The sequence below is a fragment of the Xenorhabdus szentirmaii DSM 16338 genome (genome assembly GCF_002632585.1).
Lineage (GTDB): Bacteria > Pseudomonadota > Gammaproteobacteria > Enterobacterales > Enterobacteriaceae > Xenorhabdus > Xenorhabdus szentirmaii.
Map to the genome: position 1 here is coordinate 503423 of NZ_NIBV01000002.1, position 26944 is coordinate 530366.

Sequence of the window (26944 nt, forward strand, 5' to 3'; positions counted from 1 at the left end):
TTTGCCACCTGACCCTGCAACTGGGGCTCACCCCGGTCATCAGCTATCGTCGCCCAAACAAAGGCCCTAATACGTTCCAAAAGAAACAGTTTATTTATGACTCGCAACACGATTGCTATACCTGCCCGCAGGGCGAAAAGCTGATTTATACCACCACCGACCGCCAGGGATACCGCCATTACCAAACAGCCGCCGGCATTTGCCAGAACTGTCCACAGCGGTCGGCTTGTACACGGGCTAAAAAGGGAAAAACCATCACGCGGCACCTCTGGGAAACGAGCAAAGAAAAGGCTCAATACATTCGGTTAACGCCGTGGGGCAAAAAAATGCATAAGCGACGAAAAGAAACGATAGAGCGCAGTTTTGCGGATGCCAAACAGCATCACGGGCATCGTTACGCCCATTTTCGCGGGTTGCTGAAAGTGCAGATACAGTGCCTATTGGCGGCCACCGCGCAAAATATCAAGAAGATAGCGTTACTGGTGGCCACGCTTTGTTGGTTTTATCTGGGGTTCAGCCGTGAATGTAGTCGATCAACCATCCCATCACGTTCTGGAAAAGGGGAATAACGGGCATGAATCAGAAAAAAAACGAAGAGGAGGGTTGATAATGGAGACGGCAATGGTATGGTTTCAACGCGGTTTGTCAGCAGTCTGAAGCAGAGCCTGTTTAACAGGCTCTGCTTAAGGTTATTTGTTCCGTGGGTTTTCAAGTTGCCGGAGTTCTTCTGGTGATACGGCAGGATAACCTTCAGCGCTGGTCGGTATGGCATTGGGTGCAGGAATTGGCATCAACGGGCCTAAAAAACGAGGCTCACGTTTTAAAATATACAAATCTGTCAAGGCGCCGAGACGAGCCAATACTTCTCTCAGACGAATAGTCATCATATTCTTGGGTGAGGGTACGGCATAACATTGTGCGTCTATGCCTAAATGCATGGCAATGAACAGGGCGCGTTCACAATGGAAGCGCTGCGTAATGATAATGAAATTATTTGTGTCAAACACCTTCCGGGTTCTGACAATGGAATCTAATGTTCTGAAACCCGCAAAATCCATCACAATGCTACTGGCAGGGATCCCCGCTTTAATTAAGTCTTTTCGCATTGTAATTGGCTCATTGTAATTATGCTGGGCGTTATCTCCACTTAATAACAGGTATTTGATTTTTCCACTATTGTATGCATTTGCCGCACCTTGAATGCGGTAAAAGTAATATTGGTTATATTTACCTGTCCTATAGTATTTTGAGGTGCCAAGTACCATACCGACTTCTCGTTCTGGCAGTTGTCTGAGATCATCAAAAACATAAGGAGCTGTTTTCCAACTAATCCAACGGTCGAGCATTACAGCGACCAAAACGATAGCAGAAGTGGTTAGAATCAGGCCAATAATCAAGCGCTTCCACATAATTTTCGTTTGCCTTTTATGTACATATGGGTCAATGGCCTAAAGGCTACTTTACTTGAAATACCGAAGCAAGTTTTTGCTGAATTATAGCGGAATGAAAGTAATCGATTGTGGATATGTGCATTATAGTGAGTATTGGAGGCTTTAATAGGGAAGATTTAATATTAAAATTGGAGCGTATTATTTTTCTGGTGAGCTTATTGGTATTCTGCGTGATCAAATTATATTTGGTGTTCCTGAATATAATTAGTTCATATCATTTTGATAATTTATTTAATGGGAGTTATTTTGTCTTTTGAAATAAAAAAGAATAAAGCAATCGAACTAATGGAAAGCGCGGGGCTTTGGAAAAGTAATTCTGTACCTTATCTCGTTGTTTTATTATGGAAAATGGGCGTTAAAATCCCACCGCCAACCTTTGCAAATTTTTGGCTAAATACGATAATTTATGGTGCATTTGGCGGGATATTGGCTACTTTTATTCTATACTTGGAAATGAGCGAATATCGAGTGTCTTCCGGCGATTTTTTCATACAGGGATTTGTTATCGGTATCACATTTGGGGTGACGTTTGCGCTATTTCATTTATATCGAAGAAAAAGTAAGAAGTTACCGGACTGGAAAGATTTGTAATTAATTTTCTCTAAAATATTCAGTGCAGTAAGAATAAAAGCCCGCCAATGTTATGGCAGGCTTTTTAGAAAAATAATCAGAATGAAGTACGTTTATAGACGCGATATTCTGGTTTCCAGAAATTACGTTCAATCGCTTCATCCAGAGCATCTTCAGATGTGACGATTGCTACGCCCTGAATCTGGGCTTTCTTTGCAACTTCTTTGGCTATTTTGCGAGAAACTTCCTGGATATCATCAATAGGTGGCAGCAACGGACCTGAACCTGTTTGTGCCAGCGGTGAGCAATCCGCCAGTGCGCGGCTGGATGCCATCAACATATCATCTGTTACGCGTTTGGCTCCGGAAGCGATAACACCCAAACCGATACCAGGGAAGATATAGGAGTTATTGCACTGCGCGATGGGATATTCCTGATCCTTGTATTTCACTGGCGCAAACGGACTTCCTGTTGCAACCAACGCCTTGCCGTCTGTCCAGTGAATGATGTCTTCAGGACGTGCTTCAACGCGTGAAGTCGGGTTAGACAAAGGCATCACGATTGGACGTTCACAATGTTTGTGCATTTCACGGATGATTTCTTCAGTGAACAAACCAGACTGACCGGAAACACCAATCAAAACTGTTGGTTTTGCATTGCGGACCACATCCATCAATGAAATGGAATCACTGCTGATATCCCATGATTGCAAGGCAGAGCTTTTTTGTACCAGTACACTCTGGAAATCCAGTAAATTCGGCTGCTTATCAGTCAGCAAACCAAAACGGTCAACCATGAATACACGGGCGCGGGCCTGTTCATCACTCAAGCCTTCCGATTTCATTTGGGCAACTATCTGCTCTGCGATACCACAGCCTGCGGAGCCTGCACCCAGAAATGCTACCGTCTGGTCTTTTAGCTGACGACCAGCAGCACGGCTGGCGGCAATCAGGCTACCAAGAGCAACGGCAGCCGTGCCCTGAATATCATCGTTGAAGCAGCACAGCTCATCACGATAGCGGCTCAGCAATGGCATGGCGTTTTGCTGGGCAAAGTCTTCGAATTGCAACAGTACATTCGGCCAGCGGCGCTTCACTGCCTGAATGAATTCGTCTACAAATTCCTCATACTCTTTACCGGTAATGCGCGGGTGACGCCAGCCCATGTACAGCGGATCATTTAAACGCTGTGGGTTATTTGTCCCGACATCCAGTACAACCGGTAAGGTGTAAGCCGGGCTTATCCCGCCGCAAGAGGTATACAGTGACAGTTTACCAATAGGAATACCCATGCCCCCAATACCCTGATCGCCCAGACCAAGAATACGCTCACCATCGGTGACAACGATAACTTTAACATTCTGCTTGGTGGCATTTTGCAGCATGTCATCAATGTAGGCCCGGTTTGGATAGGAGATAAACAGGCCACGGGCACGACGGTAAATGTCAGAAAAGTGCTCACACGCTTCACCGACGGTCGGCGTGTAGATAATAGGCATCATTTCGCTGAGATGTGCGTCAAGGAGCCGGTAGAACAACGTTTCGTTGGTGTCCTGAATATTCCTTAAATAAATGTGTTTATCCGCGTCATTTTTAAAATCGCAATACTGACGATAGGCGCGTTCGGCCTGCTCTTCTATTGTTTCAACAGCTTGGGGCAGTAAGCCATGCAAGTTGAAATTGCTGCGTTCTTCTTCCGTGAAGGCACTACCTTTGTTCAGAAGAGGGAATTCCAACAAAATGGGGCCAGCGTAGGGAATATAGAGAGGACGTTTACTTTCGTGTTCCAGTTCCATGATGCATACTCTTTGGACTAATCAATCAATAACAAAATCAGTCGTAGATCCTAAGAAGATAAAAAAAATAAGTACAGCAAATGTTACTTAAATATATTTACCATGAGTAAAAATGAGAGATAACATACAGAATTGGCTAATTAAATGTTATTTAATTCTTTCATTTATCCCCTCAGTGACACTTGAAAGGGAATAAATTGCCATTTTGTTAACTTACTCTTATTTTATTTAAAACGTATATTGCTCTGTTTTTGTACAGCCAAGTGCAGTTAATGTGGATTGTGTTGCGTTCCATTGTGATAAACGGCTATTTTCACCCTCCACCAGCACTGCCCGTTTTATGGACAGGCAATCACTGCCAGACATGTTCATGAAGATCAAAGCTGCCTGCAACGGTGGCAAACTTGGGTTGAATGCGGCGTTTTCTGCATAACGTCCGGTATAAATCCGCCCTTTTTCGTCCTGCAATGCGATCCCTGAATGAGACTGGCTATAAGGTGCATGGCTGCGGTTCGCTGCTTCCAATGCTGCTTGCACTAACTCATCATGGGTGGTTAATTGGTGGCCATGGTGCACGGTGTCCAACAACAGCGGGGTATCTAATAAATCTCTTGGGCCAAAAGCTTCCGGCAGATAATCAGCCAGAGTCAAGTGTGGACGGTTGGGCAGGAAAATTTCCAGTTGTGTTCCGCTGTTCAATTCATTCATAAACTGGCGGCAATGACCACAAGGCGAATAATTAATCGTGATGGAAACCAGCTTCTTTTCACCATGCAGCCAGGCATGAGCGATTGCAGATTGTTCAGCGTGGACAGTTTGCTGTAAGGGTACATCAGCAAATTCCATATTGGCACCGAAATAGAGATTGCCACTTTCTCCCCGTGCAATTGCACCAACATTAAAATGGGAAATAGGTGTAAGGGAACAGGATGCAGCAAGTGGCAATAAGGCAAGTGCCAGTGCATGATCGTTAAGTCCGCTGATTTGTTTGACAGATTCAATTTGCTCTGCTGTCAGCATGGCAGGAAAATTGTCATCGCCAATAAAAGGTAACAGGGCTTCTTGCAATTTAGGCGCAATTTCTGACCAAATAGCGTGAAAACGAGCTTGCATAGAATGATCTCCAAATTAATTGAAGGCCATTCTATGGGTTCTGTTAGAAGTTGTAATGTGATGAAGGCCAAATAATTAATGAAATTTGTGTAATAAGGATATTATTTTAGTAATAAATATCAAATTTTCACTATTTTTATGACTTATTTCACTTGATTGTTACATCTGCGTAACCAATGCTATTGGCCATTAAAAGAAATTAATTAAATAGCCATTAACTGAACAGGTGCAGTAAGACCGGGAATAAAAAAGGGGCAATCAGTGAAGTAATAATGCCACAGGTCATTAAAGCCAGTGAGCTGTATGCCCCTTCAACGTGATCGATTTCAGCACAGCGGGCAGTGCCAACCGCATGAGCCGCTGTCCCCATCGCTAATCCACAGGAAGCCTTTGTTTTTACATTTAAAATTTTGAACAGATTATGGCCGAATATTGCCCCGAAAATCCCCACCATAATAACACAGGCTGCGCTGATGGCCGGAATACCACCAATGGAACTGGCTACTGCCATGGCAATGGGAGTGGTGACCGATTTAGGCAGAACAGAGGCTGCAATTTCAGGTGTTGCACCCGCCCATAATGCGATTGCAGTGCCTGTTACCATCGCGACAATACATCCCGTAAAACAGATGGTAATGATCGATTTCCATTGAGCACGGATCTGATGGAGCTGTTCATACAGAGGAAAGGCCAGGGCAACAACCGCAGGTTGCAGCAAGTGGTTCAATATTTGGCTACCGGCAAAATAGTGCTCATAAGGGGTATGCGTTAAAAGTAGCAAAGGAATAATGACAATGATGGATATCAGCAGAGGATTGAAAATAGGTAATTTGAGCCGTGCTGACAGTTTTTTGGCAAAATAAAATACGATCAGTGTCAGGGGGAGTGACCACCAAATATGGCTTAACATTTTTCTTTCTCTTTTGATTCTTTCAATGAGGCGAGGGGGATTTCTTGTTTTTCAGTACCGATTTTTTCGGAGCCAATAACAATGCGTTCGCGATGGATGTAGTGGGAGCTATAAGCAACGACAATCATGACAATGACGGTGCTGACGATGCAGGAAAGGACTATCGGAAGTATTTGTTGGCTGATTTGTGGGTAATAATCCATGATCCCAACCCCGATCGGCAAGAAAAGTAACGTCATGTTCTTTATCAGTAAGTGACAGCTGGGTTTCACCCAATGCGCTGGGATAATTTGAAATGCCAGTAAACAAAACAGGATAAGTAAACCAATAATACTGCCTGGAAGGGAGAAAGGAAGTAATGCTGAAGTGATATTTCCTGCAATCAGGCACAAATAGAGCAGCGCGAATGCACGCAGGTATTGCCATCCTATCATCAGCACGTTTTGGAAAGACATGATAGATTGTTCCTCAATACGACTAATTTTTTATCATACGATTAACTCTGTCAGTGCGCCATAAATTACACTAATAAAACGGACTCATTTTTGAGTCCGTTTTATTTGATTGATAAAAATCAAGATAGTTTCAATATGCGTGCTAATTATTTAACCTGCATACCGGGTTGAGCGCCACTGTCCGGACTCAGCAGGAAGATTTCTTTTCCGCCGGGGCCTGCCGCCATTACCATACCTTCTGAAACGCCAAACCGCATTTTGCGTGGGGCAAGGTTGGCAACCATCACTGTCAGACGATTTTCCAATGCTTTTGGATCAGGGTAGGCTGAACGGATACCGGAGAATACCTGACGAGTTTCACTACCGAGATCAAGGGTGAGTTTAAGCAATTTGTCTGAGCCTTCGACAAAATCTGCCTGTTTGATCAATGCGATCCGCAAGTCAACCTTGGCAAAATCATCAAATGTGATGGTGTCCTGAATCGGATCATCTGCCAACGGGCCTGTTACCGTTTCAGGCTGTTCAATGCTTTCTTTCGAGTCAGCGACCATGGCTTCCACTTTCGCCATTTCAATACGGCTGAACAGTGCCTTGAATGGTGCAACATCATGGCTCAGCAGAGGCTGTTGGATACTCTCCCAAGTCAATTCGGTATTCAGGAATGCTTCTGCTCGTGCACTCAAACCCGGAAGAACCGGTTTCAGATAAGTCATCAACACACGGAACAGGTTGATGCCCATTGAACAGATTGCTTGCAGGTCAGCGTCACGGCCTTCTTGTTTCGCAACAACCCACGGTGCTTGTTCATCAACATAACGGTTGGCAAGATCGGCAAGTGACATGATTTCACGGATGGCCTTGCCGAATTCGCGGTTAGTGAAATCTTCCCCGATGGTCTGCGCGGCATCAACGAACTTCTGGTACAGCTCAGGATCAGATAGCTGTTCAGACAGCTTACCGGCGAAACGTTTATTGATGAAACCTGCATTGCGTGAAGCAAGGTTAACGACTTTGTTGACGATATCGCTGTTTACACGTTGAGCAAAATCTTCCAGGTTCAGGTCAATATCATCAATGCGGGAAGAAAGTTTCGCGGCGTAGTAATAACGCAGGCAATCCGCATCAAGATGCTTCAGATAGGTTTCAGCCTTGATGAAAGTTCCGCGGGATTTGGACATCTTGGTGCCGTTTACGGTGATATAGCCGTGAACGAACAGATTCGTTGGTTTGCGGTAATTGCTGCCTTCCAGCATTGCAGGCCAGAACAGGCTGTGGAAATAAACAATGTCTTTACCGATGAAGTGGTAGAGATCAGCCTCAGAATCTTTTTCCCAGAATTCATCAAAATTCAGGTCACTGCGCTTATCACACAGATTTTTGAATGAACCCATATAACCAATTGGCGCATCCAGCCAAACGTAGAAATATTTGCCCGGTTGGTCAGGGATCTCAAAGCCAAAATAAGGTGCATCACGGGTGATATCCCATTGTTGCAGACCGGCATCGAACCATTCCTGCATTTTGTTTGCCACTTGTTCTTGCAGTGTGCCGGAACGAGTCCATTTTTGCAGCATATCGCTGAATGCAGGCAGGTCGAAGAAAAAATGCTCGGTTTCGCGCATTTCTGGTGTAGCCCCGGAGACAACGGAACGAGGGTTGATCAACTCTGTTGGCGAATAAGTTGTTCCGCACACTTCACAGTTATCGCCATATTGATCTTCCGCCTTACATTTAGGACAGCTACCCTTGACGAAACGATCCGGCAGGAACATTGATTTTTCTGGATCGAACAGCTGAGAAATTGTCCGGTTCTTGATGTAACCGTTGTTTTTCAGCGCCAGATAAATATGGGATGCCAATGCTTTGTTCTCTTCGCTGTGCGTAGAGTGATAATTATCATAACTGATAGCAAAGCCAGCAAAATCCTGTTGATGCTCCTGGCTCACCTTGGCAATCATCTCTTCTGGTGAGATCCCACTTTGCTGAGCTTTCAGCATGATTGGTGTACCGTGGGCATCATCTGCACAGACAAAGTGAACCTCTTTGCCGCGCATTCGATGATAACGAACCCAAATATCAGCCTGAATGTGTTCCAGAATATGACCGAGATGGATGGGACCGTTAGCATAAGGCAACGCACAGGTCACCAGTAATTTTTTCGCGACTTGAGACATAGTTAGGATCTTACTTCCGTAAAATGAAAAGGGTTTTTGATGTTACCTGATCAAGAGCGTTGCCGCTAGGGTAACGAGAGATCTTCGCTACTTTTACTTGTTACCTTATCCGAAGTCATTTGCTTCTGCTATGATGACCAAACAGTTTTATACCTGTTGTTTTTCAAGTTGCAGCTTTGCTGGCACACTCACTCACCCCGGTTACCGTTTTTATAAAAAATATGGTTATTGATGTTCCCGGGGGAGAAGTGAAAGGCAGAAGCCTTTCACCGGAGGCCGGCAAATTCGTTTTCTTGCCGTTGTGCTGCATTTCGAAACCCATTGAGTATAGGTTGAAAAGATAAATCAAAAGGAGCCGGGATGAACTCACAATCCCCCGAGCAGACCAATCCTGACCTGCTGAAAGAACATGTTGCGAAAATACTGGCAACATTCAAACATCCGACATTAGAGCGAGATTTGATTGCCCTGAAAGCGTTGCATCATTGCACTGTGCTGGATGGGGTACTGCATATTGAACTGGTTATGCCGTTTGTCTGGAAACGTGCCTTCGAACTTTTGAAGAAAGAAACAACCCAATCTCTGCAAGTCGCGACGGGAGCGAAATCCGTTGAATGGCGGCTGACCCATGATATCAGTACTTTACACCGGGCCAATGATTTACCGGGCATAAAGGGTGTGCGCAATATCGTGGCGGTCAGTTCAGGTAAAGGTGGGGTAGGAAAATCCAGTACAGCGGTGAACCTGGCGTTGGCGCTGGCTCATGAAGGCGCAAAGGTCGGCATCCTGGATGCGGATATTTATGGCCCATCTATCCCCAGTATGCTCGGCACTGCCAAAGAGCGCCCGACTTCCCCTGATGGTCAGCATATGGCGCCGATCATGATCCATGGTATGGCGACCAATTCTATTGGCTATCTTGTAACCGATGATAACGCAATGGTCTGGCGTGGCCCGATGGCGAGCAAGGCCCTGATGCAGATGCTTCAGGATACATTGTGGCCTGATCTGGATTATTTGGTGATTGATATGCCGCCGGGAACAGGTGATATCCAGTTAACGTTGTCCCAGAATATTCCGGTGACAGGCGCTTTGGTTGTCACAACACCGCAGGATATTGCATTGATTGATGCAATGAAAGGTATCGTCATGTTCCAGAAAGTGAATGTGCCGGTATTGGGCATTATTGAGAATATGAGTACGCATATTTGCAATCACTGTGGTCATCATGAGCCTATTTTTGGTACGGGGGGAGCCGAAAAGCTGGCAGAAAAGTATGATTGCCAATTATTGGGGCAGATCCCATTGCATATTTCACTGCGTGAAGATCTTGATCGCGGTGAGCCAACAGTAAGCAGCCAGCCTGACAGTGAATTTGCGGATATTTATTGTGAAATCGCATCCAATATTTCCGCGCAAATGTATTGGAAGGGCAAAAAGATCCCGACTGAAATCTCTTTTCGCGCAGTTTGAATGAAGCAGTTTGAATGAGAAAATATTGGTCATAAATGTTGCCCATATCGGGCAGAAGTAAAAGACACATACAGTGTCCATACTAAGATGAACAGCTCCTGGCCTGATACCGGGAGCTTTATTATAAAATGCATGCTTTTTGAATCCGTCAATCTGCAACAGTGTTATTCAGAAATGATTTTGCTATCTTTGAGCTTGGAGTTGCGGGATTTTTATGCGGAACGTCTCTAAAAAAACGAGACTTATCTTGTTTACTCTGGAATAGAAATCATTAACTCCCTATAATCCGCCATACATGGTGGATTTAAGTGCCATGTTCCCACTTTATTTTTTCTTTTTTGACCAGGTTATTTCTATTATGGCTGATGAAGCACATAAGTGTACAATTGTAGGTATTTCAGGTGCATCTGCCTCAGGCAAGAGCCTGATTGCTAACACGCTTTATCGAGAATTACGGGCTCAGGTTGGTGATCACAACATTGGCGTTATTACAGAAGACTGCTATTACAAAGATCAAACCAATACTCCAATGGAAGAGCGTTATAAAGTTAATTATGATCACCCGAGTTCAATGGATCACAATTTACTGTTCGAGCACCTCCAGGCGCTAAAAGCCGGAAAATCCATTGAATTGCCGCAATACGACTATACTGAACACACCCGCAAAACTGAGTCTCTCCATTTTAAACCGAAAAGGGTCATCATCCTTGAAGGTATCCTATTATTAACCGATAAGCGTTTGCGCCAGGAGCTGGATTTCTCCATTTTTGTCGATACGCCACTGGATATCTGCCTGATGCGTCGCATTAAGCGGGATGTGAATGAGCGTGGGCGTTCACTGGATTCCATTATGGAGCAATACCAAAAAACGGTGCGTCCAATGTTCCTGCAATTTATCGAGCCATCAAAACAATATGCCGATATTATTGTTCCGCGTGGTGGGAAGAACCGCGTGGCCATTGATATCTTAAAAGCCAAGATTGGCCAATTTTACGAATAATATGCTACCCAGCATTCATAAGTATCACCGTATTTGAGAGGAAATAATGCGACTCTGTGATCGTGACATTATTAAATGGCTAGATGAAGGTAAACTGGTAATTACCCCACGTCCCCCTGTCGAACGTATTAATGGGGCAACTGCTGATGTGCGCCTTGGGAATCAGTTTCGTGTTTTTCGTGGCCATACTGCTGCTTATATTGATTTAAGTGGTCCCAAAGCTGAAGTCAATGCAGCACTTGACCGTGTCATGAGCGATGAGATCGTTTTACCGGATGGGGAAGCATTTTTTCTTCACCCCGGTGAATTGGCTCTGGCGGTGACTCTGGAATCTGTTAAATTACCTGATAACTTAGTTGGCTGGTTGGACGGGCGCTCGTCTCTGGCTCGCCTCGGTCTGATGGTACACGTTACCGCACATCGCATTGATCCGGGTTGGCATGGGCAAATTGTTCTGGAATTTTACAATTCAGGTAAACTGCCTTTGGCGTTACGTCCGGGGATGGTGATTGGTGCACTGAGCTTTGAACCGCTGTCAGGTTCTGCTGAGCGTCCTTATAACCAGCGTCAGGATGCAAAGTATAAAAACCAGCAAGGAGCGGTAGGCAGTCGAATCAGTGAGGATTAATCTTTTCTGGTGAAGCTTTCTGGTAAAAAATAGTCATCTTGTGGACATGAGACTGGGGAAGTCATGAAAAGATTGTTGACGACACTCATTATTTTGTTATTAGTTATTGTTGCTGGCCTAACGGCCCTGGTTGTGTTGATTAATCCGAATGATTTTCGGGGTTACATTGTCCAACAGGTACAAAAGAAGAGTGGTTACCAGCTTGTATTGCAGGATGATTTACGCTGGCATGTTTGGCCAAAACTGAGCATTCTGACAGGACAGGTTTCACTGACTGCTCAGGATGCTAAAAAACCCGCGATTGTAGCAGAAAATATGCGGTTGGATGTAGAGCTGTTACCGTTATTGTCTCATCAACTGGCAGTTAAGGAAGTGATGTTAAAAGGTGCGGTTTTGCGATTGACGCCGGACAGTCAACCGCAAAAAGAAGCAGAAATGCCGATTGCCCCTGAAAATGATGGTCACTATCCCACAGCTGGCGGGAATCAGGCTTGGAAACTGGATATTGCCAAAATCAGGGTAGAAGACAGTTTACTCATTTGGCAGCTCAATGATCATTCCCAATTAAATGTTCGGGATATCGATTTGCTGCTGGAACGCAGTGGCCAAAATGATGTCAATATTCACCTGCACAGTAAAATTAATAAAAATCAGCAAGAACTGGCATTTGATCTTAAGGGTAACTTAGATATATCGGGTTATCCTCAGCGACTATTGGCTGATATTAATACCTTGGAATACCAATTACAGGGTGTTGGGTTACCGCCAGCGGGGATTAAAGGAACCGGCCATGCAACGATGAAATATCAGGCATCTCCGCAATCAATTTCACTGCAAAAAATAGCCTTGACCACTAATAATGAAAGCGAGTTGAAAGGGGATGTGGTTGTCAGTCTGAAAGATAAACCACAATATTTTATTAAGTTGGCTTCTTCTAAATTGGATTTGGATAATCTATTCGGATGGGATGTTTTACCTGACAATAACCCGCAAGGAAAAAATGATTATCGTGTCGAAAATAACTCACTGAAACCGGTGATTGCGACTTCAGTATCGCCTCTGTCCAATTATGATCTGACTTTTTTGCAAGGCTTTGATGCTGATATTTCGTTGACAGCCGATAAATTAATTTATCAGGGCATGAATATTGATCATTTTGATCTGGAAGCCGTGAATAAAGATGGCATAACGAAAACATCCAAATTAACAGGGAATGTGTTTGGCGGGTATTTTGAGCTTCCGACAGTGATTAATGCAACAGTCACTCCCGCAATATTCCATGCAAAACCACGCTTGCAACAAGTTGAAATAAAGCCGTTGCTAACCGCATTGGCATTGCCATCGATATTTAGTGGTCAGCTTAATATTGATGGTGATCTCTCAGGGGAAGGCTATGACGAATATGCCATTTCTCACTATTGGCGGGGTGACCTGAATATTGATCTGGAAAACACACGTATGGAAGGGCTGAATATTTCCCAATTGATCCGACAATCTTTTTCACGGATAACAGATCAAGTGAGCCTGCCTGAAAATGCGGATAATTTTACCGAAGCCAAAAAGATGTCTGTCAGCGGAAAATTAGAACGTGGTGAATTTAACATCAATAAGCTTGCCGCAACTTCTGGTGTGTTAAATATTCAGGGTCAGGGTAAGGTTAATTTACTGAAACAGAATATTGATGTTGCGTTATGGGTGCAGTTAACCCAAGGTTGGGGAAAACAAAACGAATTCGTATATCGATTGGCTCAACTCAAAATACCTCTGAGGTTTTATGGTGGTTGGGATAACTTACAATACACATTGAATGTTGAATCTGTGCTGCGTGATGAGCTGCAACAAAAAGCGAAAAAATCAATTAAAGATTGGTTGGGAAAATAACATCAACAGCGAAGAGCATAAAAAGCCAGAACATGCGATGAATACAAAATAGGGCGCACATAAGATCCGAATTATCGGCTTTAATGTTAATTTTTTTGTTCTTTTTTACAGCGAGGAGAGGAAGAAATTACTCTCCTTTTGGTTTAATGTTTTATTAAATTGAAAAATATCCCTATATTCCTCTCTTAATCCAGATAATTCCCACTTTTTATTGATAAATATCATAAACTACTCCGCTTTCTTTGGGCAGAGTGCATGTTAACCATGGATTCAATTTTAAATTAGAAAAATAGTTCAAAGATTGATGGTTCGTAGAATCAAAAATGAAATGAATAAAGAGAGGGTAAATGTTGGAGCTTTTGATTGGCGTTGTAGTCACCATCTGTGTGGGGTACTACATAATTAAAGGTTATTCTGCTACTGGGGTATTGATGGTTGGCGGCATCGTACTGCTGATCGTCAGCGGATTAATGGGAAAAAGTATTCTGCCTGCCAGCGTGGCATCAACGGGTTGGCGTTCGACAGATGTTATTGAATATATCAAATTCTTGCTGATGAGCCGTGGTGGCGATCTTGGCATGATGATTATGGTGTTGTGTGGTTTTGCGGCTTACATGACTCACATAGGTGCGAACGATGTCGTGGTCAAAATCGCTTCGCGGCCGTTGCAGATGATCAATTCACCTTACTTGCTTATGATTGCGGCTTATATCCTGGCTTGCCTGATGTCCTTGGCAGTCTCTTCTGCGACAGGGTTAGGTGTATTGTTGATGGCAACGTTATTTCCGGTCATGGTCAATGTCGGCATTAGCCGTGGAGCAGCAGCGGCAATTTGTGCATCCCCAGCGGCAATTATTCTCGCGCCAACATCCGGAGACGTGGTACTTGCTGCTCAGGCATCCAATATGCCGTTGATTGATTTTGCATTCAAAACGACGTTGCCAATTTCTATTGCCGCCATTGCCGCAATGGCAATTGCACATTTCTTCTGGCAGCGTTATTTAGATAAGCGTGAACAGATAAAACCTGAAATGCTGGATGTAAAAGAAATCACCACTAATGCACCCGGATTTTATGCCATCCTGCCATTTACGCCGGTGATTGGCGTATTGGTGTTTGATGGTAAATGGGGACCTGAATTGCATATCGTGACGATTATTGTGATGTGCATTATGCTGGCGGCATTGATTGAGTTTATCCGCAGCTTTAGCGCCAAGCAGATTTTTGAAGGTTTGGAAGTGGCTTACCGTGGCATGGCGGATGCGTTTGTGACAGTCGTTATCCTGTTGGTCGCCGCAGGTGTATTTGCACAGGGCTTGAGTGCGATTGGCTTTATCAGCGGCCTGATTGATATGGCGCAGTCTTTTGGCTCTGGCGCCATTGTCATGATGGTCGCCTTGGTGATGATCACCATGCTGGCCGCGATGACAACGGGTTCAGGCAATGCACCGTTTTATGCGTTTGTTGAGTTAATTCCACGTTTGGCAGGGCAAATGGGCGCTAATCCGGCCTATCTGGTGATCCCGATGTTACAGGCTTCTAATCTTGGGCGGACTTTATCTCCCGTTTCCGGTGTGGTGGTTGCTGTTGCAGGGATGGCAAAGATCTCCCCGATGGAAGTTGTGAAACGCACTTCAGTTCCGGTATTGGTAGGGTTGCTGGTGGTGATTATCGCCACTGAAATTCTGGTGCCGGTTTATTTGTAAAAAGAAATGTAGGGGTAGGTTACACCACATTAAAGAGTCATTTCAAATTACATTAAACAGTATAATTAGGGCATCAACGATGCCCTAGAATTTAATTCTGATTTGACATAAATAGAATAAAAATAAAATTGATATTATTAATTGTTCATTTTATTTTTGATAGCCATCCTATTTATATTTATGGTATTTTTCTATCCAGTAGTTTTCCATTTTCATTGCCATTGAAAAAACAATCCTTTGTGGAAATGAAGAACCAGGAGTACTAATAGAATAGCCACTTAAATCTGGCAAGTACCCAGATGGATACATACCTGCAATAATAGGGTATCTGGTTTTATCGAATGGTTGCCCATTACAAATCTGATAATTATCCCAACGATACTTTATTACATGAGTAGGCATTAACATTGGTATTCCAATAGGCATTAAATCATTTAATGTTGCGAAAATCGCATCTGGAGTAAATGAATATGGTGCACTAAGCTTAGGAAAAAAGAAAAGATAGTTTGCTCCATTTTTCCCTTTTCCCATTGGTTTTCTTGCTGATATGCTTAATTCACCCCATGGGTTTGCACCAAAATCTATTTCTGTATAATACGATTGATCTTCATTATCAGTGACATAATTAGTGTTAAAACGTATGTTGGGGCTATAGTCGCCATAATCAATAGTTAAACTTCCAACTTGAGCTTGTGCATTGCTCGACTGAGGCAATGCTTTCTGCGCTAGCTCTACAGTTTTCTTTAAGACGATATTTTCCACAAATTTATTTTTATCCAGAATATCAGCACCATTTTGTATTTTAGATAAATTATCATTTGCCTTCTTTATTGCCGTTGTTGTATTTTTATCCGCGATATCGACTAACTCTTTAATATTGGCAATGCGAGAGTCAATATCGGCCTTACGATAAGTATCGACATCTTCAGCATTGAGTGAAATATCTTCCGATAATGCTTTGTCATTTATCTTACGGGTCGAAGGCACCCATTTATCTGTCGATTTATTGACAATATTAGCCAAATCATGAACTGTTTTTACGGCTTTTGACGTTGCGGCATGAGATTCACTGTTACTGCCTACATCACTGTTCAAAACAACAAACCCTTTCTCTTTCAATGTCGCTTCAGTATGATCCCGGCTTTCTTCATGTGTTTTAATCTTTTCTCTGACATATCTGTGGGTTGCGATTAAAGAAGGTTTCCAGTCTATTAAGGATTGTACATCCGAAATATCAAGAGATACCATCATGTGAATGACTTCTCCGCCCAGAAGCAAGTTATCAAACTTGCTCATTAACACTGGAGTACACCGTGTATGATAATTTCCTGTCTTGGAGATAGGTCAGTGCTAAAACTGCTTATTGGAAAACACATTTCTGATTGAATTAAGCTGCACAAATAAAATTGAACAAAATATTCATTAATCGAATTGTGTTGATGAATATATTGGCAGAATGAATTGGGAGGAGAATTAAATTGACTTTGTGGAAGTTATCAGACAATTTGATTAAATATTTATAGTGGCTATTGATAGAGTGTGAGGAATGATTTATTCGTTTAATTATGTTTTAAAATAAAGGTGATCGCTGAAACGATCACCTGAATAATTAGCGTTTATAGTGAAAATAAAATAATAAATTCACTGTATTTGTGGTTTTCGTTAATACCCGGTAACCTGATAATAGAAATTCGGGGTCCAGCCCAAATGCGGTGTCATAACGGATACGGTCAGTGTATCCCTTGATAAATACATTGTTTTTGGATCAATGCGTTGTGTTTTGACATCGGCTAAATAACCGGGGTGTTGATCATCAAAGTTATCTCCGGCAATACTGGCATGACATGAGATAATACCGTTAGGCAAAGTTTCAGGTAGCTTGATTTTGTAGAAATGGGTGTAGTAAGTTACCCCGCCAATAACGGATGAATTGGCATCACTAATTGCCTCGGAAGCAACCGCAAATCCGTTTATCATGAAAATATGGCCCAATCTGACGATAGTGTGATCATCGTCGATGTGACGTGATTCAACTTTCAATCCAATTAATTCACCAAGGCCCAAGTTTCTTACAAACGCATGTTTATCTAAGATATCCGAACCATTCATGCTTTTTGCCAACCGGCTATCGGCATTGATATTGGCATCATGGGATAATGATTCAGCGTTGTTAATGCGGGCATCAACGTCTGCTTTAGAATAAGCATCCATATCAGAAGCCGTCAGGATAATATCCGTTAACAGTGATTTGCCATTCACGGTACGTGTTGACGGAATCCGGCTATTCGCATTGTTACTGATTTCACTTATTTGTTTCGTCATATCATTGATTTTAATATCTATTTCTGATTTGTTATACCCCCCTACATCAGAAGAAGTCAGATTAATATCAGCCAACAGAGATTTACCGTTTATGGTACGTTTGAGTGGTACTTTGTTGTTTGCATTATTATTGGCATCATCTGCCCGAGTGGTGACGTCCTGAATGAAACCCAGTACTTCATCTCTGGTATAGGTACCGATGTCAGCTGCGGTGAGAAAAATATCATCGGTGAGTGCCCTGTTGTTCACTTTACGTTCCATGGGAACTTTGCTGACAAGTTTGTGTATAGCATCTTTAGCATCTTTAAAGGCAGTTTCAGCTTCTACAGCAATTTCTTTGATCTGTTTGTCAAGTTCATCAATTCGGTTATTTGTTTCTTGCTTGTCATAAGCACCGACGTCAGAAGCAGAGAGTTGAATATCTGTACTGAGTTCTTTACCGTTCACAGTACGATATTGAGGGACTTTTTCTTGAACTATGTGAAGGGCTCCTTGTGCCTTGCGAAAGATTTCACCGATGGTTCTATTTATATCCTGAATTATTTTTTTGATTTCATCTATGTTGTAGGCTCCGACATCGGAGGCGGTCAGGTTAATATCGGTATACAATTTATGGTTATTGATTGTACGAGTCAGGGGGACTTTATTTTTGGCTTCCTGAATGGCGGCTTCAGCGTTTTTGTTGGCGGTATCAGCAAGCTTGCTGTTTTGTTCAGACTGAGTTTTGACTTTATTGATTTGTTCATCACTTTCTTTTTTGTCATAAGCCCCCACATCGGACGCAGTGAGTTTTATATCTTGGGTCAGTTCCTTGTCATTGATTAGACGTGTTGAGGGAACATATTTATCTGTAGAAACTATTGTGGTAGCTAATTGATAGGCTTTGTCCGCTAATTCATACGTCGTTTTTACGGCTTTTGGTGTTGCTGAAAGCGTTTCGCTATCGCTGTTTATCTCATTGCTGAGTGCAACCAAACCCTTATCTGTTAAAGTGGCATCAGGATGGTTGCGGCTTTCTGCGTGAGTTTTAATTTTTTCCTTTACATACTGGCGGGTTGCTATGCCGGAAATCAATCCTATCGATCCAATGAGATTATGGTTGTCAATTGTCAGGGACATGCAGACCATTTGTTCTTGTGATTCTGGTTTGTACAATTCCTCACAATTGCCGACGGCAATCAATACCCCTTCTTTGTCGAACAGGCCTATCTCCCGAACCCACCAGTTGCCTTTTCCTTCAGGAATACAAAGCCCTGTGATAATTAGGTTGTGATTTTGAGGATCGATAGTCAGGGAATCAATTTCAGCACGGTATTTTTCATTTATCAGTTTAGATTGGCTGACGTCAGGTGTGGGTAATTTACCGTCACCAACCGCCATATGGGTAATTTCAAGTTTAGTGCCTGATGAGGCCGATTTTTTTAGTTTATCTGTACCAGCATTTGTTAGTAGTGAAAAATATTTTGTATTCATGTAAGACCCTCATGTGATTAACAAAAAATAAAAGTATTGCTAACTTCGCCATAGAAAACTGACTATAAAGTTTCAGGGCAATATGAAGGCGGGTAATATCTCCGCTAACGACAACTGAATGAAACCATTGTACTTAGGGGAGCGGCGAATCAATATGCTAAAAATTAAGCTCGGCGTATAAAACTTATGGGAATAAAAAAAACCGGCGTTATACCGGTTTTTTATTCAATATTTCATTTCAGGAAGGGCTAACTTTCTGCTTTTTCTTCGGTTACCAGCGAAGTGATCTTCACTTTATGGATCCTGTGACTGGTAATTTCTAATGGTTCAAACAGATAATCGCCAATTTGTAACTGTTCGCCTTGTTGTGGAATATGTTGGAGATGCTCCATCAGCAGGCCGGCCAGTGTCTGGTATTCACGTTTTTCATCCAGCGGCAAGGGGACGTAAAGTACTAAGTCTTCCAGTGGCATAAATCCATTTGCAATCCAATAGCCTTCTTCCATGATTTGGATATCATGCCGTGCATCGATCTCACCACTGCCCACGGGCAGGTTACCGGTAATGGTTTCCACTATATCGGTTACCGTCACGATACCTTCGACAGAGCCAAATTCATCAACGACAAAGGCAAAATGGGTTTGGGCCTGACGAAACTGTTCCAAAGCTTGCAGTAAGGAGAGCGATTCCGGGAAGATCAACGGTTGCTGTACTAACTTCCGCAAATCGAAAGTATTATGAGTCAATTGCTGATTAAGAATATCAATGACATGGACAACACCGAGAGGTTCGTCACTGGTTTGCTCATCAATAACAACGATGCGTGTATGGGGTTTTTGTTCCAGCAATGTCGTCAACTTTCCAGCCGGAGCATGAACATCAAGATAAACCACGTCATGGCGTGAGGTCATGATGCTGCTCACGGTACGCTGTGCCATGCTGAGAACACGGGCGATCATTTGACGTTCTTGGGGTTCAAAAACTTCTTTGTTATCCGTATGATCGGCGATCAGATTGGAAGTATGATTATCCAACGCAGCGTTTTCACGTTTGCCATTCAGAATGTGAAGTACGGCTTCAGCCGTTCTTTCACGTAATGATCGGGAAGCGCTCAAAAATTTGCGGCGATTGAACTGGGCGAACTGGTTCAATGCTTCAATGACAATGGAGAAGCCTATCGCTGCATAGAGGTAGCCTTTCGGAATATGGGCACCGAAACCTTCTGCAACCAGACTGAAACCAATCATCAACAGGAAGCTGAGACACAGGATAACAATCGTGGGGTGTGCGTTAACGAATCTTGTCAGGGTCTTGCTGGCCCATATCATCAGGATCATTGCGATAATCACGGCGGCAATCATAATACCTATTTGATTAACCATTCCCACCGCAGTGATGACTGAGTCCAGTGAAAATACCGCATCCAGAACGATGATTTGTATGACTACGGCCCAGAAGCCAGCGCTTTTGCGTTGTTGATTGGTGTGCAGCATTTTCCCTTCTAGCCGTTCATTGAGTTCCATTGTTGCCTTGAACAGCAGGAAAATACCCCCTATCAGCATAATTAAATCACGGATGCTGAAAGGGTGCTCCCATAAGGTTATAAAGGGTTCTTTCAGAGTCACGAACCAGGATAGGCCGAATAACAGCAATATTCTCATGACAAGGGCGCATGCAAGCCCTGTCAGGCGAGCTTTATCCCTATCTTTTTCAGGAAGTTTGTCTGCCAAAATGGCAATGAAAATTAAGTTGTCAATTCCGAGTACAATTTCTAAAACGATAAGCGTGGCTAAGCCCGCCCATATCGTAGGATCAGCGATCCATTCCATACAATTTATTTTACCTTTTAGCATGACGGCTTCTGCCGACCACTGAATAATGCGTATTGAAATACGAAATATCAATAGATGTTTTATCTCAGTTGGAAATTTTTTCAGCAAACAAACCTCATGACGGTATCGATTGCATCAATAACTACCCCCTATGCCCTTTCCTGAGTTAACATGTGACCTCATTAACAAATTGCCCACACTGTTTTGTTGCATATGTGATGTATGGCATATCACGTTACGTACTGCATCTTGGGTGGGCCGCAGTCATTATTAGACGGGAGTTATTCATGTCCAAACAACAGATCGGTGTTGTCGGTATGGCGGTAATGGGGCGTAACCTGGCGTTGAATATTGAGAGCCGTGGTTATTCTGTATCTATTTTTAACCGCTCCAGTGATAAAACTGATGAAGTTATCGCTGAAAATCCAGGGAAAAAATTAGTTCCAAGTTATTCCATTGAAGAGTTTGTTGATTCACTGGAAAAGCCGCGTCGTATTCTGTTGATGGTTAAGGCGGGTGAAGCGACGGATAAAACCATTGCATCACTGACGCCACATTTGGATAAGGGTGACATTCTGATTGATGGCGGCAATACCTATTTCCAAGATACTATCCGTCGTAATCGTGAATTGTCTGCTCAGGGTTTTAACTTTATCGGCACTGGTGTTTCTGGTGGCGAAGAAGGCGCGTTGAAAGGCCCTTCAATCATGCCGGGGGGGCAGAAAGAAGCTTATGAGCTGGTCGCTCCTATTCTGAGAGAGATCGCAGCCCAAGTGGATGGTGAGCCTTGTGTCACTTATATCGGTGCCGATGGTGCAGGCCATTATGTGAAGATGGTCCACAATGGCATTGAATATGGCGATATGCAGTTGATTGCAGAAGCCTACTCGTTATTGAAAAACTCCCTGAACCTGAGCAATCAGGAACTGGCAGAAGTATTCAGTGACTGGAATCAGGGTGAGCTGAGCAGCTATCTGATTGAAATTACGTCTGATATCTTCCGCAAGCAAGATGAAGAAGGTAAATATCTGGTCGATGTGATTCTGGATGAAGCCGCCAACAAAGGTACAGGTAAATGGACCAGCCAAAGTTCTCTGGATCTGGGCGTTCCGGTAACACTGATTACGGAATCGGTATTCGCGCGTTATATTTCTTCCCTGAAAGATCAACGTGTTGCTGCATCTAAAGTCCTGTCAGGCCCTGAAGTTCAGCCATTCAATGGCGACAAAGCAGACTTTATTGAGAAAGTTCGCCGTGCGCTGTACTTAGGTAAGATTGTTTCTTATGCACAAGGCTTCCAGCAATTGAAATCTGCATCAGATGAATACAGCTGGAATTTGAACTACGGTGAAATCGCTAAGATCTTCCGTGCAGGTTGCATCATCCGCGCACAGTTCTTGCAGAAAATCACTGATGCATATAATGAAAATGCCGCTATTGCTAACTTATTGCTGGCACCGTATTTCAAACAAATTGCAGACGAATACCAACAAGCGTTGCGTGATGTTGTTTCTTATGGTGTGCAGAATGGTATTCCAACGCCAACATTTTCAGCTGCTATTTCTTACTACGACAGCTACCGTGCTGCGGTATTGCCAGCGAATTTGATCCAGGCACAGCGTGACTATTTCGGTGCACATACTTACAAACGTACCGATAAAGAAGGTGTATTTCACACCGAGTGGCTGGATTAATTATTAAATATTTTTATCAGAGATAATTGATCAAGAATGGGGTGCTAAATTTTTAGCACCCCATTTTGTTAGACGAAAGTGTGAAAGTAAAGATTACTTGTTGAGCAATCCTTGAGCTACCTTTCCCAACCAATGCGCTATTTCTGTATCAGAATAGTAAGAAAAGATAGTAATACAAAGGATGATAAGACAGAGTATTACTAGTACTAAAACATTACCCATATAATAATCGCCCTAATGTTACCTAATCAAAGTATAGCAAAAGTTAAACTTTGTTTAAGTTTTATTTAATTTTGGGCAATTTTTTATCGTTAGACCTGATCGGCTATTTTCCGAAAAGCAAGTAATTCAGGCATAGCTATACGGTGGTAATCTTCTGCATTCAAAATTATTGATCGCTCCAAGCTACCGGCGTTAAATGCCAGCTCACTGTAACGGTCAAATAAGAACGGATCAGCAATCAGTTTCAAATCCGGATGAAAGCTAAAAGGGGGAATTGCACCAAAAACACAGTTTGTTAATTCGGAAACTTCTTTCGGGCTTGCCAATGATGCTCTGCTTCCTCCTATTTGTTGGGCAATGGCAGCTAAATCAGCCTGTTGATCCGCTGGCAAAACAGCAAGAACATATTGCCGACAGCCATTTCCTTTGACATGACAAACCAAGGCCTTGGCTCCCTGTCCTAAATGTGTGCCCCGTATTTTAGCGACTTCTTCTGAACGGCCACCGGTTACGTGTTCCATTACTCGATAGCGAGCATGATGAGTATCTAATAAAGTGGTGAGACATTCGAAAATGTTATTTTTTAGCAAAATACTCTCCTGAACAGATTTAACCTCTCCCGGCCTTAAAGGAATAGGTGTTTACAAATTTTTCGTCATAAATGGTATTGATGTTTAGGGACATTGATAACGTATATTTGTACATCAATTGACCCATGAGGGTAGCCCGACCATGATAAACCCTGAAACTAACATGTTGGCATAATTTTGTTCTGATTTATCGTATCTCGTTGCTATAACAAGAAAATGTTTGATTCTGGCAAAGGTACTCTCCACACCATATCGGTAATGAGATGATCATTGATACATTCGCTCTTCCCTGTAAATATTTTGATAAGTTTCCAGAGAGTATGTTCGCCCAGAAGACAGGCGATAACCCATCAAGATGATATTGATTGCTGGATAGACCTATGAAATAAGTGAATCAATATAATTGGCTGTCTTTTTGTAGGTAAGAAGGTTAAATGCCTTGTGCTACTGCCTTTGATGCTACGCTTTCTTGTCCTGTATGCTTATTGTACACTCAGTGCAGGGATCATTTCGGATAAGAACAAATGAAGAATAGAAAGGTTATCTCCACAGCTCATGATGCAACATTCAAAAAGTTCATGGCGCGGATCGAGAATGCCCGTGATTTTTTTGACATTCATCTGCCGGAAAAAATTAAAAAAATTTGCGATTTCAATACATTAACCCTGACTAACTCATCATTCATTGACCACCAGCTGCGTTCAAGGATATCCGATGTACTCTATTCGGTGAAAACGCAACAAGGGGACGGGTATATTTATGTTTTGGTTGAACACCAGTCGACGCCGGATAAAATGATGGCATGGCGAATGATCCATTATGCTTTTATGGCGATGAACCAGCATTTGCAACAAGCATTTGCAACAGGGCCATAAAGAATTACCGCTGGTTGTGCCCGTGTTGTTTTACCACGGTGGCAGCAGCCCTTACCCTTTCCAGCAGCGTTGGACACACTGTTTTTCATTACCGGGCCTGGCGGAAGATATTTATTTCCATCCTAATAGCGACAACGATGTTGTTACTATTCTCAACTACCTGTTTGTGACAATGGACTCCCCCATTTTGAACAGGTGCTCCAGAAACTGATTGAACAGGTAGACAATCATCGGGAGGTGATTATGAGTATTGCAGAACGATTGCAGGAAAAAGGTCGGGAAGAAGGTATACAGCAAGGCATCTTGCAAGGCATGGAGAAAGGCATGCAACAGGGTGAAAAACAAGCATCAATCAATATTGCCCGCACTCTCTTAAAAAAATGGAGTCAATATTGAGCTGATTATGGAAAGCACCGGCCTTAGCCGGGAAGAACTTCTCTCCCTGCAATAATCCTTTCTTTCCTATATTTTTGGTCTTTTTCCCACTTTTGTTCTCTTACCTGCTTTTTAGGTGGGTAAGAGTATTTGTAATGTTATGACCCATTTTTCATTCACCACTTCGCTCTTTTTAAAACCGCAATATTACTCTCGCAAGAGGCTGTTTCGGAGACTTCATTTCGCGAAGTGGCTGATGTTTCTTAATCGTCTGTTTTTTATCCGGTCATTTATGATTGTTGAATTGAGTGGCGTTGCCGTAATTGTTGGATGATTTTGCTGAGATCAAGGTTTTGATCTTGCAGCAAGACCAATAGGTGATAAATCAAGTCTGCGGCTTCATTAGTCAACTCTTCCCTGTCATTCACAGTAGCAGCCAGTGCTGTTTCCACACCTTCTTCACCGACTTTCTGGGCAATGCGCTTGGTTCCGCTGGCATATAAACGGGCGGTATAAGAACTATCCGGCAATGCATTTTTTCGGCTTGCGAGAATTTGCTCTAATTGATAGAGAAATCCCCAATCTGTTTGTGCAGAGGCAAAACAGCTCTCAGTGCCTTTATGGCAGGTGGGGCCGACAGGATTGACGAATGCAAGCAGGGTATCGTTATCGCAATCAGGGTAGATATCGACCAAATGCAGAAAATGACCGGAACTTTCGCCTTTTGTCCATAACCGCTGTTTGGTACGGGAGAAAAAGGTGACCTTACCAGAATCAAGGGTGACATCCAGCGCTTCCTGATTCATGTATCCCATCATCAATACCGTACCGGAGACGGCATGTTGAACGATGATAGGCATAAGATGATCCACTTTTTCCCAATCTAATTTCTTGTATTGCTCTGGTGTCAACATGTTCTGACCTCGATGCCTTTTTTCGCAAGATATTGCTTTAATTCATTGATATTTATGATTTGTTTATGAAAAACAGAAGCAGCCAACGCGCCGTCAACATTGGCAAGTTTGAAAGCATCCAAAAAGTGTTCAGGTGCACCAGCACCACCAGAGGCGATCAGTGGCACAGAACAGACCTCACGCACTAATTTTAGTTGAGCAAGGTCATAACCATTACGAACGCCATCCTGATTCATCATGTTCAGGACAATTTCACCTGCTCCCCGTTGCTGAACTTCTTTAACCCAATCCAACGTTTGCCAAGATGTTGCTGTGGTACGCTTTTCATCACCAGTAAACTGGTAAACCTGATAACTGTTATTTTTTTCATCAAACCATGTATCAATCCCGATAACGACGCATTGAACACCATAATGATCAGCTAAACGGTTAATCAAATCCGGATTGGCTAAGGCGGGGGAGTTAATGGAAATTTTATCTGCGCCAAATGATAAAATTTGCCCTGCATCTTTAACCGTTTTAATTCCTCCTGCGACACAAAAAGGAATATCGATGACTTCAGCGACTTTTGCCACCCAACTCTTATCAACCACACGACCATCGGAGGAGGCGGTAATATCATAAAACACTAACTCATCTGCGCCTTCTTTGGCATAGCGTTGTGCGAGAGGAACGATATCACCAATAATTTCGTGATTGCGGAATTGCACACCTTTAACGACTTGCCCATCACGGACATCAAGGCATGGGATTATGCGTTTTGCCAACATTGGATAGCCTCCGGCAGTGTAAATTTTCCTTCAAGTAATGCCCGCCCGACAATCACGCCAGCTGCGCCAGAAGCGGGAAGGGGGGAAATATCGGCGAGACAGCCAATACCACCAGAAGCTTGTAGCTGGATTTGTGTATATTGCTGGCTTATCTCTTGATATAGCCCGATATTGGAGCCATTTAATGTTCCGTCACGGGAAATATCGGTGCATAACACATGTTTTAGCCCGACAGGGAGGTATTGCTCGATAACATGTTCAAGTGTGGCATTGCTGTTTTCCTGCCAGCCACTGATGGCGACTTGTTTAATCCCATCAGAAGTAATGCGGACATCTAATGCCAGCACAATGGATTCTGCCCCATATTGTTGAAACCATTGTTTGACTAATTCGGGCTGTGTAATGGCGGTAGAGCCAATGACAACACGGCTGGCTCCGGCTTCAAACAGTGCGATGACATCGCTTTCTGAACGAATTCCACCCCCAACCTGAGCAGGTACGGAAATACCCGCCAATAGTTTTTTCAAGAGAGAAATCTGGCGATTGGCGGGATCTTTTGCACCGGTAAGATCGACCAAATGCAATAAATTTGCGCCTTCTTGTTCATACTGCTGCAAGCGGGAAAGTGGAGTATTACCGTAATCCCTGCGTTGGCCGTAATCTCCCTGATGCAAACGTACCACGTTGCCATCAATTAAATCTAATGCAGGTATAATCATGC

At 43.1% G+C, this 26944-nt stretch carries 21 protein-coding genes and 1 pseudogene; 9 read left to right on the forward strand and 13 right to left on the reverse strand.

What is annotated here, in order from left to right; translation table 11 throughout:
- A partial coding sequence (locus tag Xsze_RS22765; RefSeq protein ID WP_244590059.1) for a transposase occupies positions 1–569 on the forward strand: 569 nt, incomplete at its 5' end.
- 120 nt (positions 570–689) lie between these two features.
- Here Xsze_RS22765 and sanA read toward each other — a convergent pair.
- A complete protein-coding gene (gene sanA / locus Xsze_RS12085; protein ID WP_038237958.1) occupies positions 690–1409 on the reverse strand; it encodes an outer membrane permeability protein SanA in 720 nt (239 codons plus the stop codon).
- A 288-nt stretch (positions 1410–1697) separates the two neighbouring features.
- Here sanA and Xsze_RS12090 point away from each other — a divergent pair, with 288 nt between their 5' ends.
- Positions 1698–2042: a DUF6404 family protein gene (locus tag Xsze_RS12090; RefSeq protein ID WP_038238048.1), complete on the forward strand. Its 345-nt coding sequence runs from the start codon at positions 1698–1700 to the stop codon at positions 2040–2042.
- 76 nt (positions 2043–2118) lie between these two features.
- On the opposite strand, the gene Xsze_RS12095 is transcribed toward Xsze_RS12090, so the two are convergent.
- From Xsze_RS12095 to metG, 5 genes are all read right to left on the reverse strand, one after another.
- Positions 2119–3816, reverse strand: a complete 1698-nt coding sequence (locus Xsze_RS12095) for an NAD-dependent malic enzyme (protein WP_038237960.1) — start codon at positions 3814–3816, stop codon at positions 2119–2121.
- A 228-nt stretch (positions 3817–4044) separates the two neighbouring features.
- On the reverse strand, positions 4045–4929 hold the full coding sequence (gene cdd / locus Xsze_RS12100; protein WP_038237963.1) for a cytidine deaminase: 885 nt from the start codon (positions 4927–4929) through the stop codon (positions 4045–4047).
- 214 nt (positions 4930–5143) lie between these two features.
- The gene (locus Xsze_RS12105; RefSeq protein ID WP_038237965.1) at positions 5144–5839 is read right to left on the reverse strand and encodes a CidB/LrgB family autolysis modulator; all 696 of its coding nucleotides are present in this window, start codon (positions 5837–5839) and stop codon (positions 5144–5146) included.
- A complete protein-coding gene (locus tag Xsze_RS12110) occupies positions 5833–6294 on the reverse strand; it encodes a CidA/LrgA family protein (protein ID WP_038237967.1) in 462 nt (153 codons plus the stop codon). The genes Xsze_RS12105 and Xsze_RS12110 overlap by 7 nt, the downstream gene beginning before the upstream one ends.
- Positions 6295–6440: 146 nt before the next feature.
- Entirely contained in the window at positions 6441–8468 is a 2028-nt protein-coding gene (gene metG / locus Xsze_RS12115; RefSeq protein ID WP_038237969.1) for a methionine--tRNA ligase, read from the reverse strand.
- Between the two features lie 360 nt (positions 8469–8828).
- Between metG and apbC the strand changes: the two genes are divergently transcribed.
- The 5 genes from apbC (at position 8829) to dcuC (ending at position 15156) form a co-directional block, all read left to right on the forward strand.
- A complete protein-coding gene (gene apbC / locus Xsze_RS12120) occupies positions 8829–9941 on the forward strand; it encodes an iron-sulfur cluster carrier protein ApbC (protein WP_038237971.1) in 1113 nt (370 codons plus the stop codon).
- Between the two features lie 358 nt (positions 9942–10299).
- Positions 10300–10941: a uridine kinase gene (gene udk / locus Xsze_RS12125; RefSeq protein ID WP_038238050.1), complete on the forward strand. Its 642-nt coding sequence runs from the start codon at positions 10300–10302 to the stop codon at positions 10939–10941.
- A 46-nt stretch (positions 10942–10987) separates the two neighbouring features.
- On the forward strand, positions 10988–11569 hold the full coding sequence (gene dcd / locus Xsze_RS12130) for a dCTP deaminase (RefSeq protein WP_038237973.1): 582 nt from the start codon (positions 10988–10990) through the stop codon (positions 11567–11569).
- A gap of 63 nt (positions 11570–11632) precedes the next feature.
- Entirely contained in the window at positions 11633–13450 is a 1818-nt protein-coding gene (asmA, locus tag Xsze_RS12135; protein ID WP_038237976.1) for an outer membrane assembly protein AsmA, read from the forward strand.
- Between the two features lie 347 nt (positions 13451–13797).
- Complete coding sequence (dcuC, locus tag Xsze_RS12140) at positions 13798–15156, forward strand: anaerobic C4-dicarboxylate transporter DcuC (RefSeq protein WP_038237979.1); 1359 nt, start codon at positions 13798–13800, stop codon at positions 15154–15156.
- A gap of 168 nt (positions 15157–15324) precedes the next feature.
- On the opposite strand, the gene Xsze_RS12145 is transcribed toward dcuC, so the two are convergent.
- The 3 genes from Xsze_RS12145 to Xsze_RS12155 all read right to left on the reverse strand — a co-directional run bounded on the left by Xsze_RS12145 (position 15325) and on the right by Xsze_RS12155 (position 20780).
- Positions 15325–16452, reverse strand: a complete 1128-nt coding sequence (locus Xsze_RS12145) for a tail fiber protein (RefSeq protein WP_038237981.1) — start codon at positions 16450–16452, stop codon at positions 15325–15327.
- A gap of 366 nt (positions 16453–16818) precedes the next feature.
- Positions 16819–18951 carry a phage tail protein gene (locus Xsze_RS12150; RefSeq protein ID WP_051462393.1) on the reverse strand — a complete coding sequence of 711 codons (2133 nt, stop codon included), beginning with the start codon at positions 18949–18951 and terminating at the stop codon, positions 16819–16821.
- 248 nt (positions 18952–19199) lie between these two features.
- Positions 19200–20780: a TerC family protein gene (locus Xsze_RS12155; protein WP_038238058.1), complete on the reverse strand. Its 1581-nt coding sequence runs from the start codon at positions 20778–20780 to the stop codon at positions 19200–19202.
- A gap of 290 nt (positions 20781–21070) precedes the next feature.
- On the opposite strand from Xsze_RS12155, the gene gndA reads away from it, so the two are divergent.
- Positions 21071–22477 carry an NADP-dependent phosphogluconate dehydrogenase gene (gene gndA, locus Xsze_RS12160; RefSeq protein ID WP_038237983.1) on the forward strand — a complete coding sequence of 469 codons (1407 nt, stop codon included), beginning with the start codon at positions 21071–21073 and terminating at the stop codon, positions 22475–22477.
- Between the two features lie 311 nt (positions 22478–22788).
- Here gndA and Xsze_RS12165 read toward each other — a convergent pair whose 3' ends face one another.
- Positions 22789–23289, reverse strand: a complete 501-nt coding sequence (locus Xsze_RS12165) for a YbaK/prolyl-tRNA synthetase associated domain-containing protein (RefSeq protein ID WP_084616232.1) — start codon at positions 23287–23289, stop codon at positions 22789–22791.
- 524 nt (positions 23290–23813) lie between these two features.
- Between Xsze_RS12165 and Xsze_RS12170 the strand changes: the two are divergent.
- Positions 23814–24615, forward strand: a pseudogene (locus Xsze_RS12170) (Rpn family recombination-promoting nuclease/putative transposase).
- 214 nt (positions 24616–24829) lie between these two features.
- Here Xsze_RS12170 and hisIE read toward each other — a convergent pair.
- From hisIE to hisA, 3 genes are read right to left on the reverse strand one after another with little or no spacing between them, the layout of a single operon-like run.
- A complete protein-coding gene (gene hisIE, locus Xsze_RS12175; RefSeq protein ID WP_038237987.1) occupies positions 24830–25453 on the reverse strand; it encodes a bifunctional phosphoribosyl-AMP cyclohydrolase/phosphoribosyl-ATP diphosphatase HisIE in 624 nt (207 codons plus the stop codon).
- Positions 25447–26223, reverse strand: coding sequence for an imidazole glycerol phosphate synthase subunit HisF (hisF, locus tag Xsze_RS12180; protein ID WP_038237990.1), 777 nt, complete (start codon positions 26221–26223; stop codon positions 25447–25449). Before hisF ends, hisIE begins: the two co-directional genes overlap by 7 nt.
- Entirely contained in the window at positions 26205–26942 is a 738-nt protein-coding gene (hisA, locus tag Xsze_RS12185; RefSeq protein ID WP_038237993.1) for a 1-(5-phosphoribosyl)-5-[(5-phosphoribosylamino)methylideneamino]imidazole-4-carboxamide isomerase, read from the reverse strand. Before hisA ends, hisF begins: the two co-directional genes overlap by 19 nt.
- Between the last annotated feature and the right edge of the window lie 2 nt (positions 26943–26944).

Excerpts from the sequence above, each read along its gene's own strand:
- sanA (WP_038237958.1), bottom strand. The coding sequence starts at position 1,409 with ATGTGGAAGCGCTTGATTATTGGCCTGATTCTAACCACTTCTGCTATC.
- Xsze_RS12095 (WP_038237960.1), bottom strand. The coding sequence starts at position 3,816 with ATGGAACTGGAACACGAAAGTAAACGTCCTCTCTATATTCCCTACGCT.
- cdd (WP_038237963.1), bottom strand. The coding sequence starts at position 4,929 with ATGCAAGCTCGTTTTCACGCTATTTGGTCAGAAATTGCGCCTAAATTG.
- Xsze_RS12105 (WP_038237965.1), bottom strand. The coding sequence starts at position 5,839 with ATGTTAAGCCATATTTGGTGGTCACTCCCCCTGACACTGATCGTATTT.
- Xsze_RS12110 (WP_038237967.1), bottom strand. The coding sequence starts at position 6,294 with ATGTCTTTCCAAAACGTGCTGATGATAGGATGGCAATACCTGCGTGCA.
- metG (WP_038237969.1), bottom strand. The coding sequence starts at position 8,468 with ATGTCTCAAGTCGCGAAAAAATTACTGGTGACCTGTGCGTTGCCTTAT.
- apbC (WP_038237971.1), top strand. The coding sequence starts at position 8,829 with ATGAACTCACAATCCCCCGAGCAGACCAATCCTGACCTGCTGAAAGAA.
- udk (WP_038238050.1), top strand. The coding sequence starts at position 10,300 with ATGGCTGATGAAGCACATAAGTGTACAATTGTAGGTATTTCAGGTGCA.
- dcd (WP_038237973.1), top strand. The coding sequence starts at position 10,988 with ATGCGACTCTGTGATCGTGACATTATTAAATGGCTAGATGAAGGTAAA.
- asmA (WP_038237976.1), top strand. The coding sequence starts at position 11,633 with ATGAAAAGATTGTTGACGACACTCATTATTTTGTTATTAGTTATTGTT.
- dcuC (WP_038237979.1), top strand. The coding sequence starts at position 13,798 with ATGTTGGAGCTTTTGATTGGCGTTGTAGTCACCATCTGTGTGGGGTAC.
- Xsze_RS12145 (WP_038237981.1), bottom strand. The coding sequence starts at position 16,452 with ATGAGCAAGTTTGATAACTTGCTTCTGGGCGGAGAAGTCATTCACATG.
- Xsze_RS12150 (WP_051462393.1), bottom strand. The coding sequence starts at position 18,951 with ATGAATACAAAATATTTTTCACTACTAACAAATGCTGGTACAGATAAA.
- Xsze_RS12155 (WP_038238058.1), bottom strand. The coding sequence starts at position 20,780 with ATGGAATGGATCGCTGATCCTACGATATGGGCGGGCTTAGCCACGCTT.
- gndA (WP_038237983.1), top strand. The coding sequence starts at position 21,071 with ATGTCCAAACAACAGATCGGTGTTGTCGGTATGGCGGTAATGGGGCGT.
- hisIE (WP_038237987.1), bottom strand. The coding sequence starts at position 25,453 with ATGTTGACACCAGAGCAATACAAGAAATTAGATTGGGAAAAAGTGGAT.
- hisF (WP_038237990.1), bottom strand. The coding sequence starts at position 26,223 with ATGTTGGCAAAACGCATAATCCCATGCCTTGATGTCCGTGATGGGCAA.
- hisA (WP_038237993.1), bottom strand. The coding sequence starts at position 26,942 with ATGATTATACCTGCATTAGATTTAATTGATGGCAACGTGGTACGTTTG.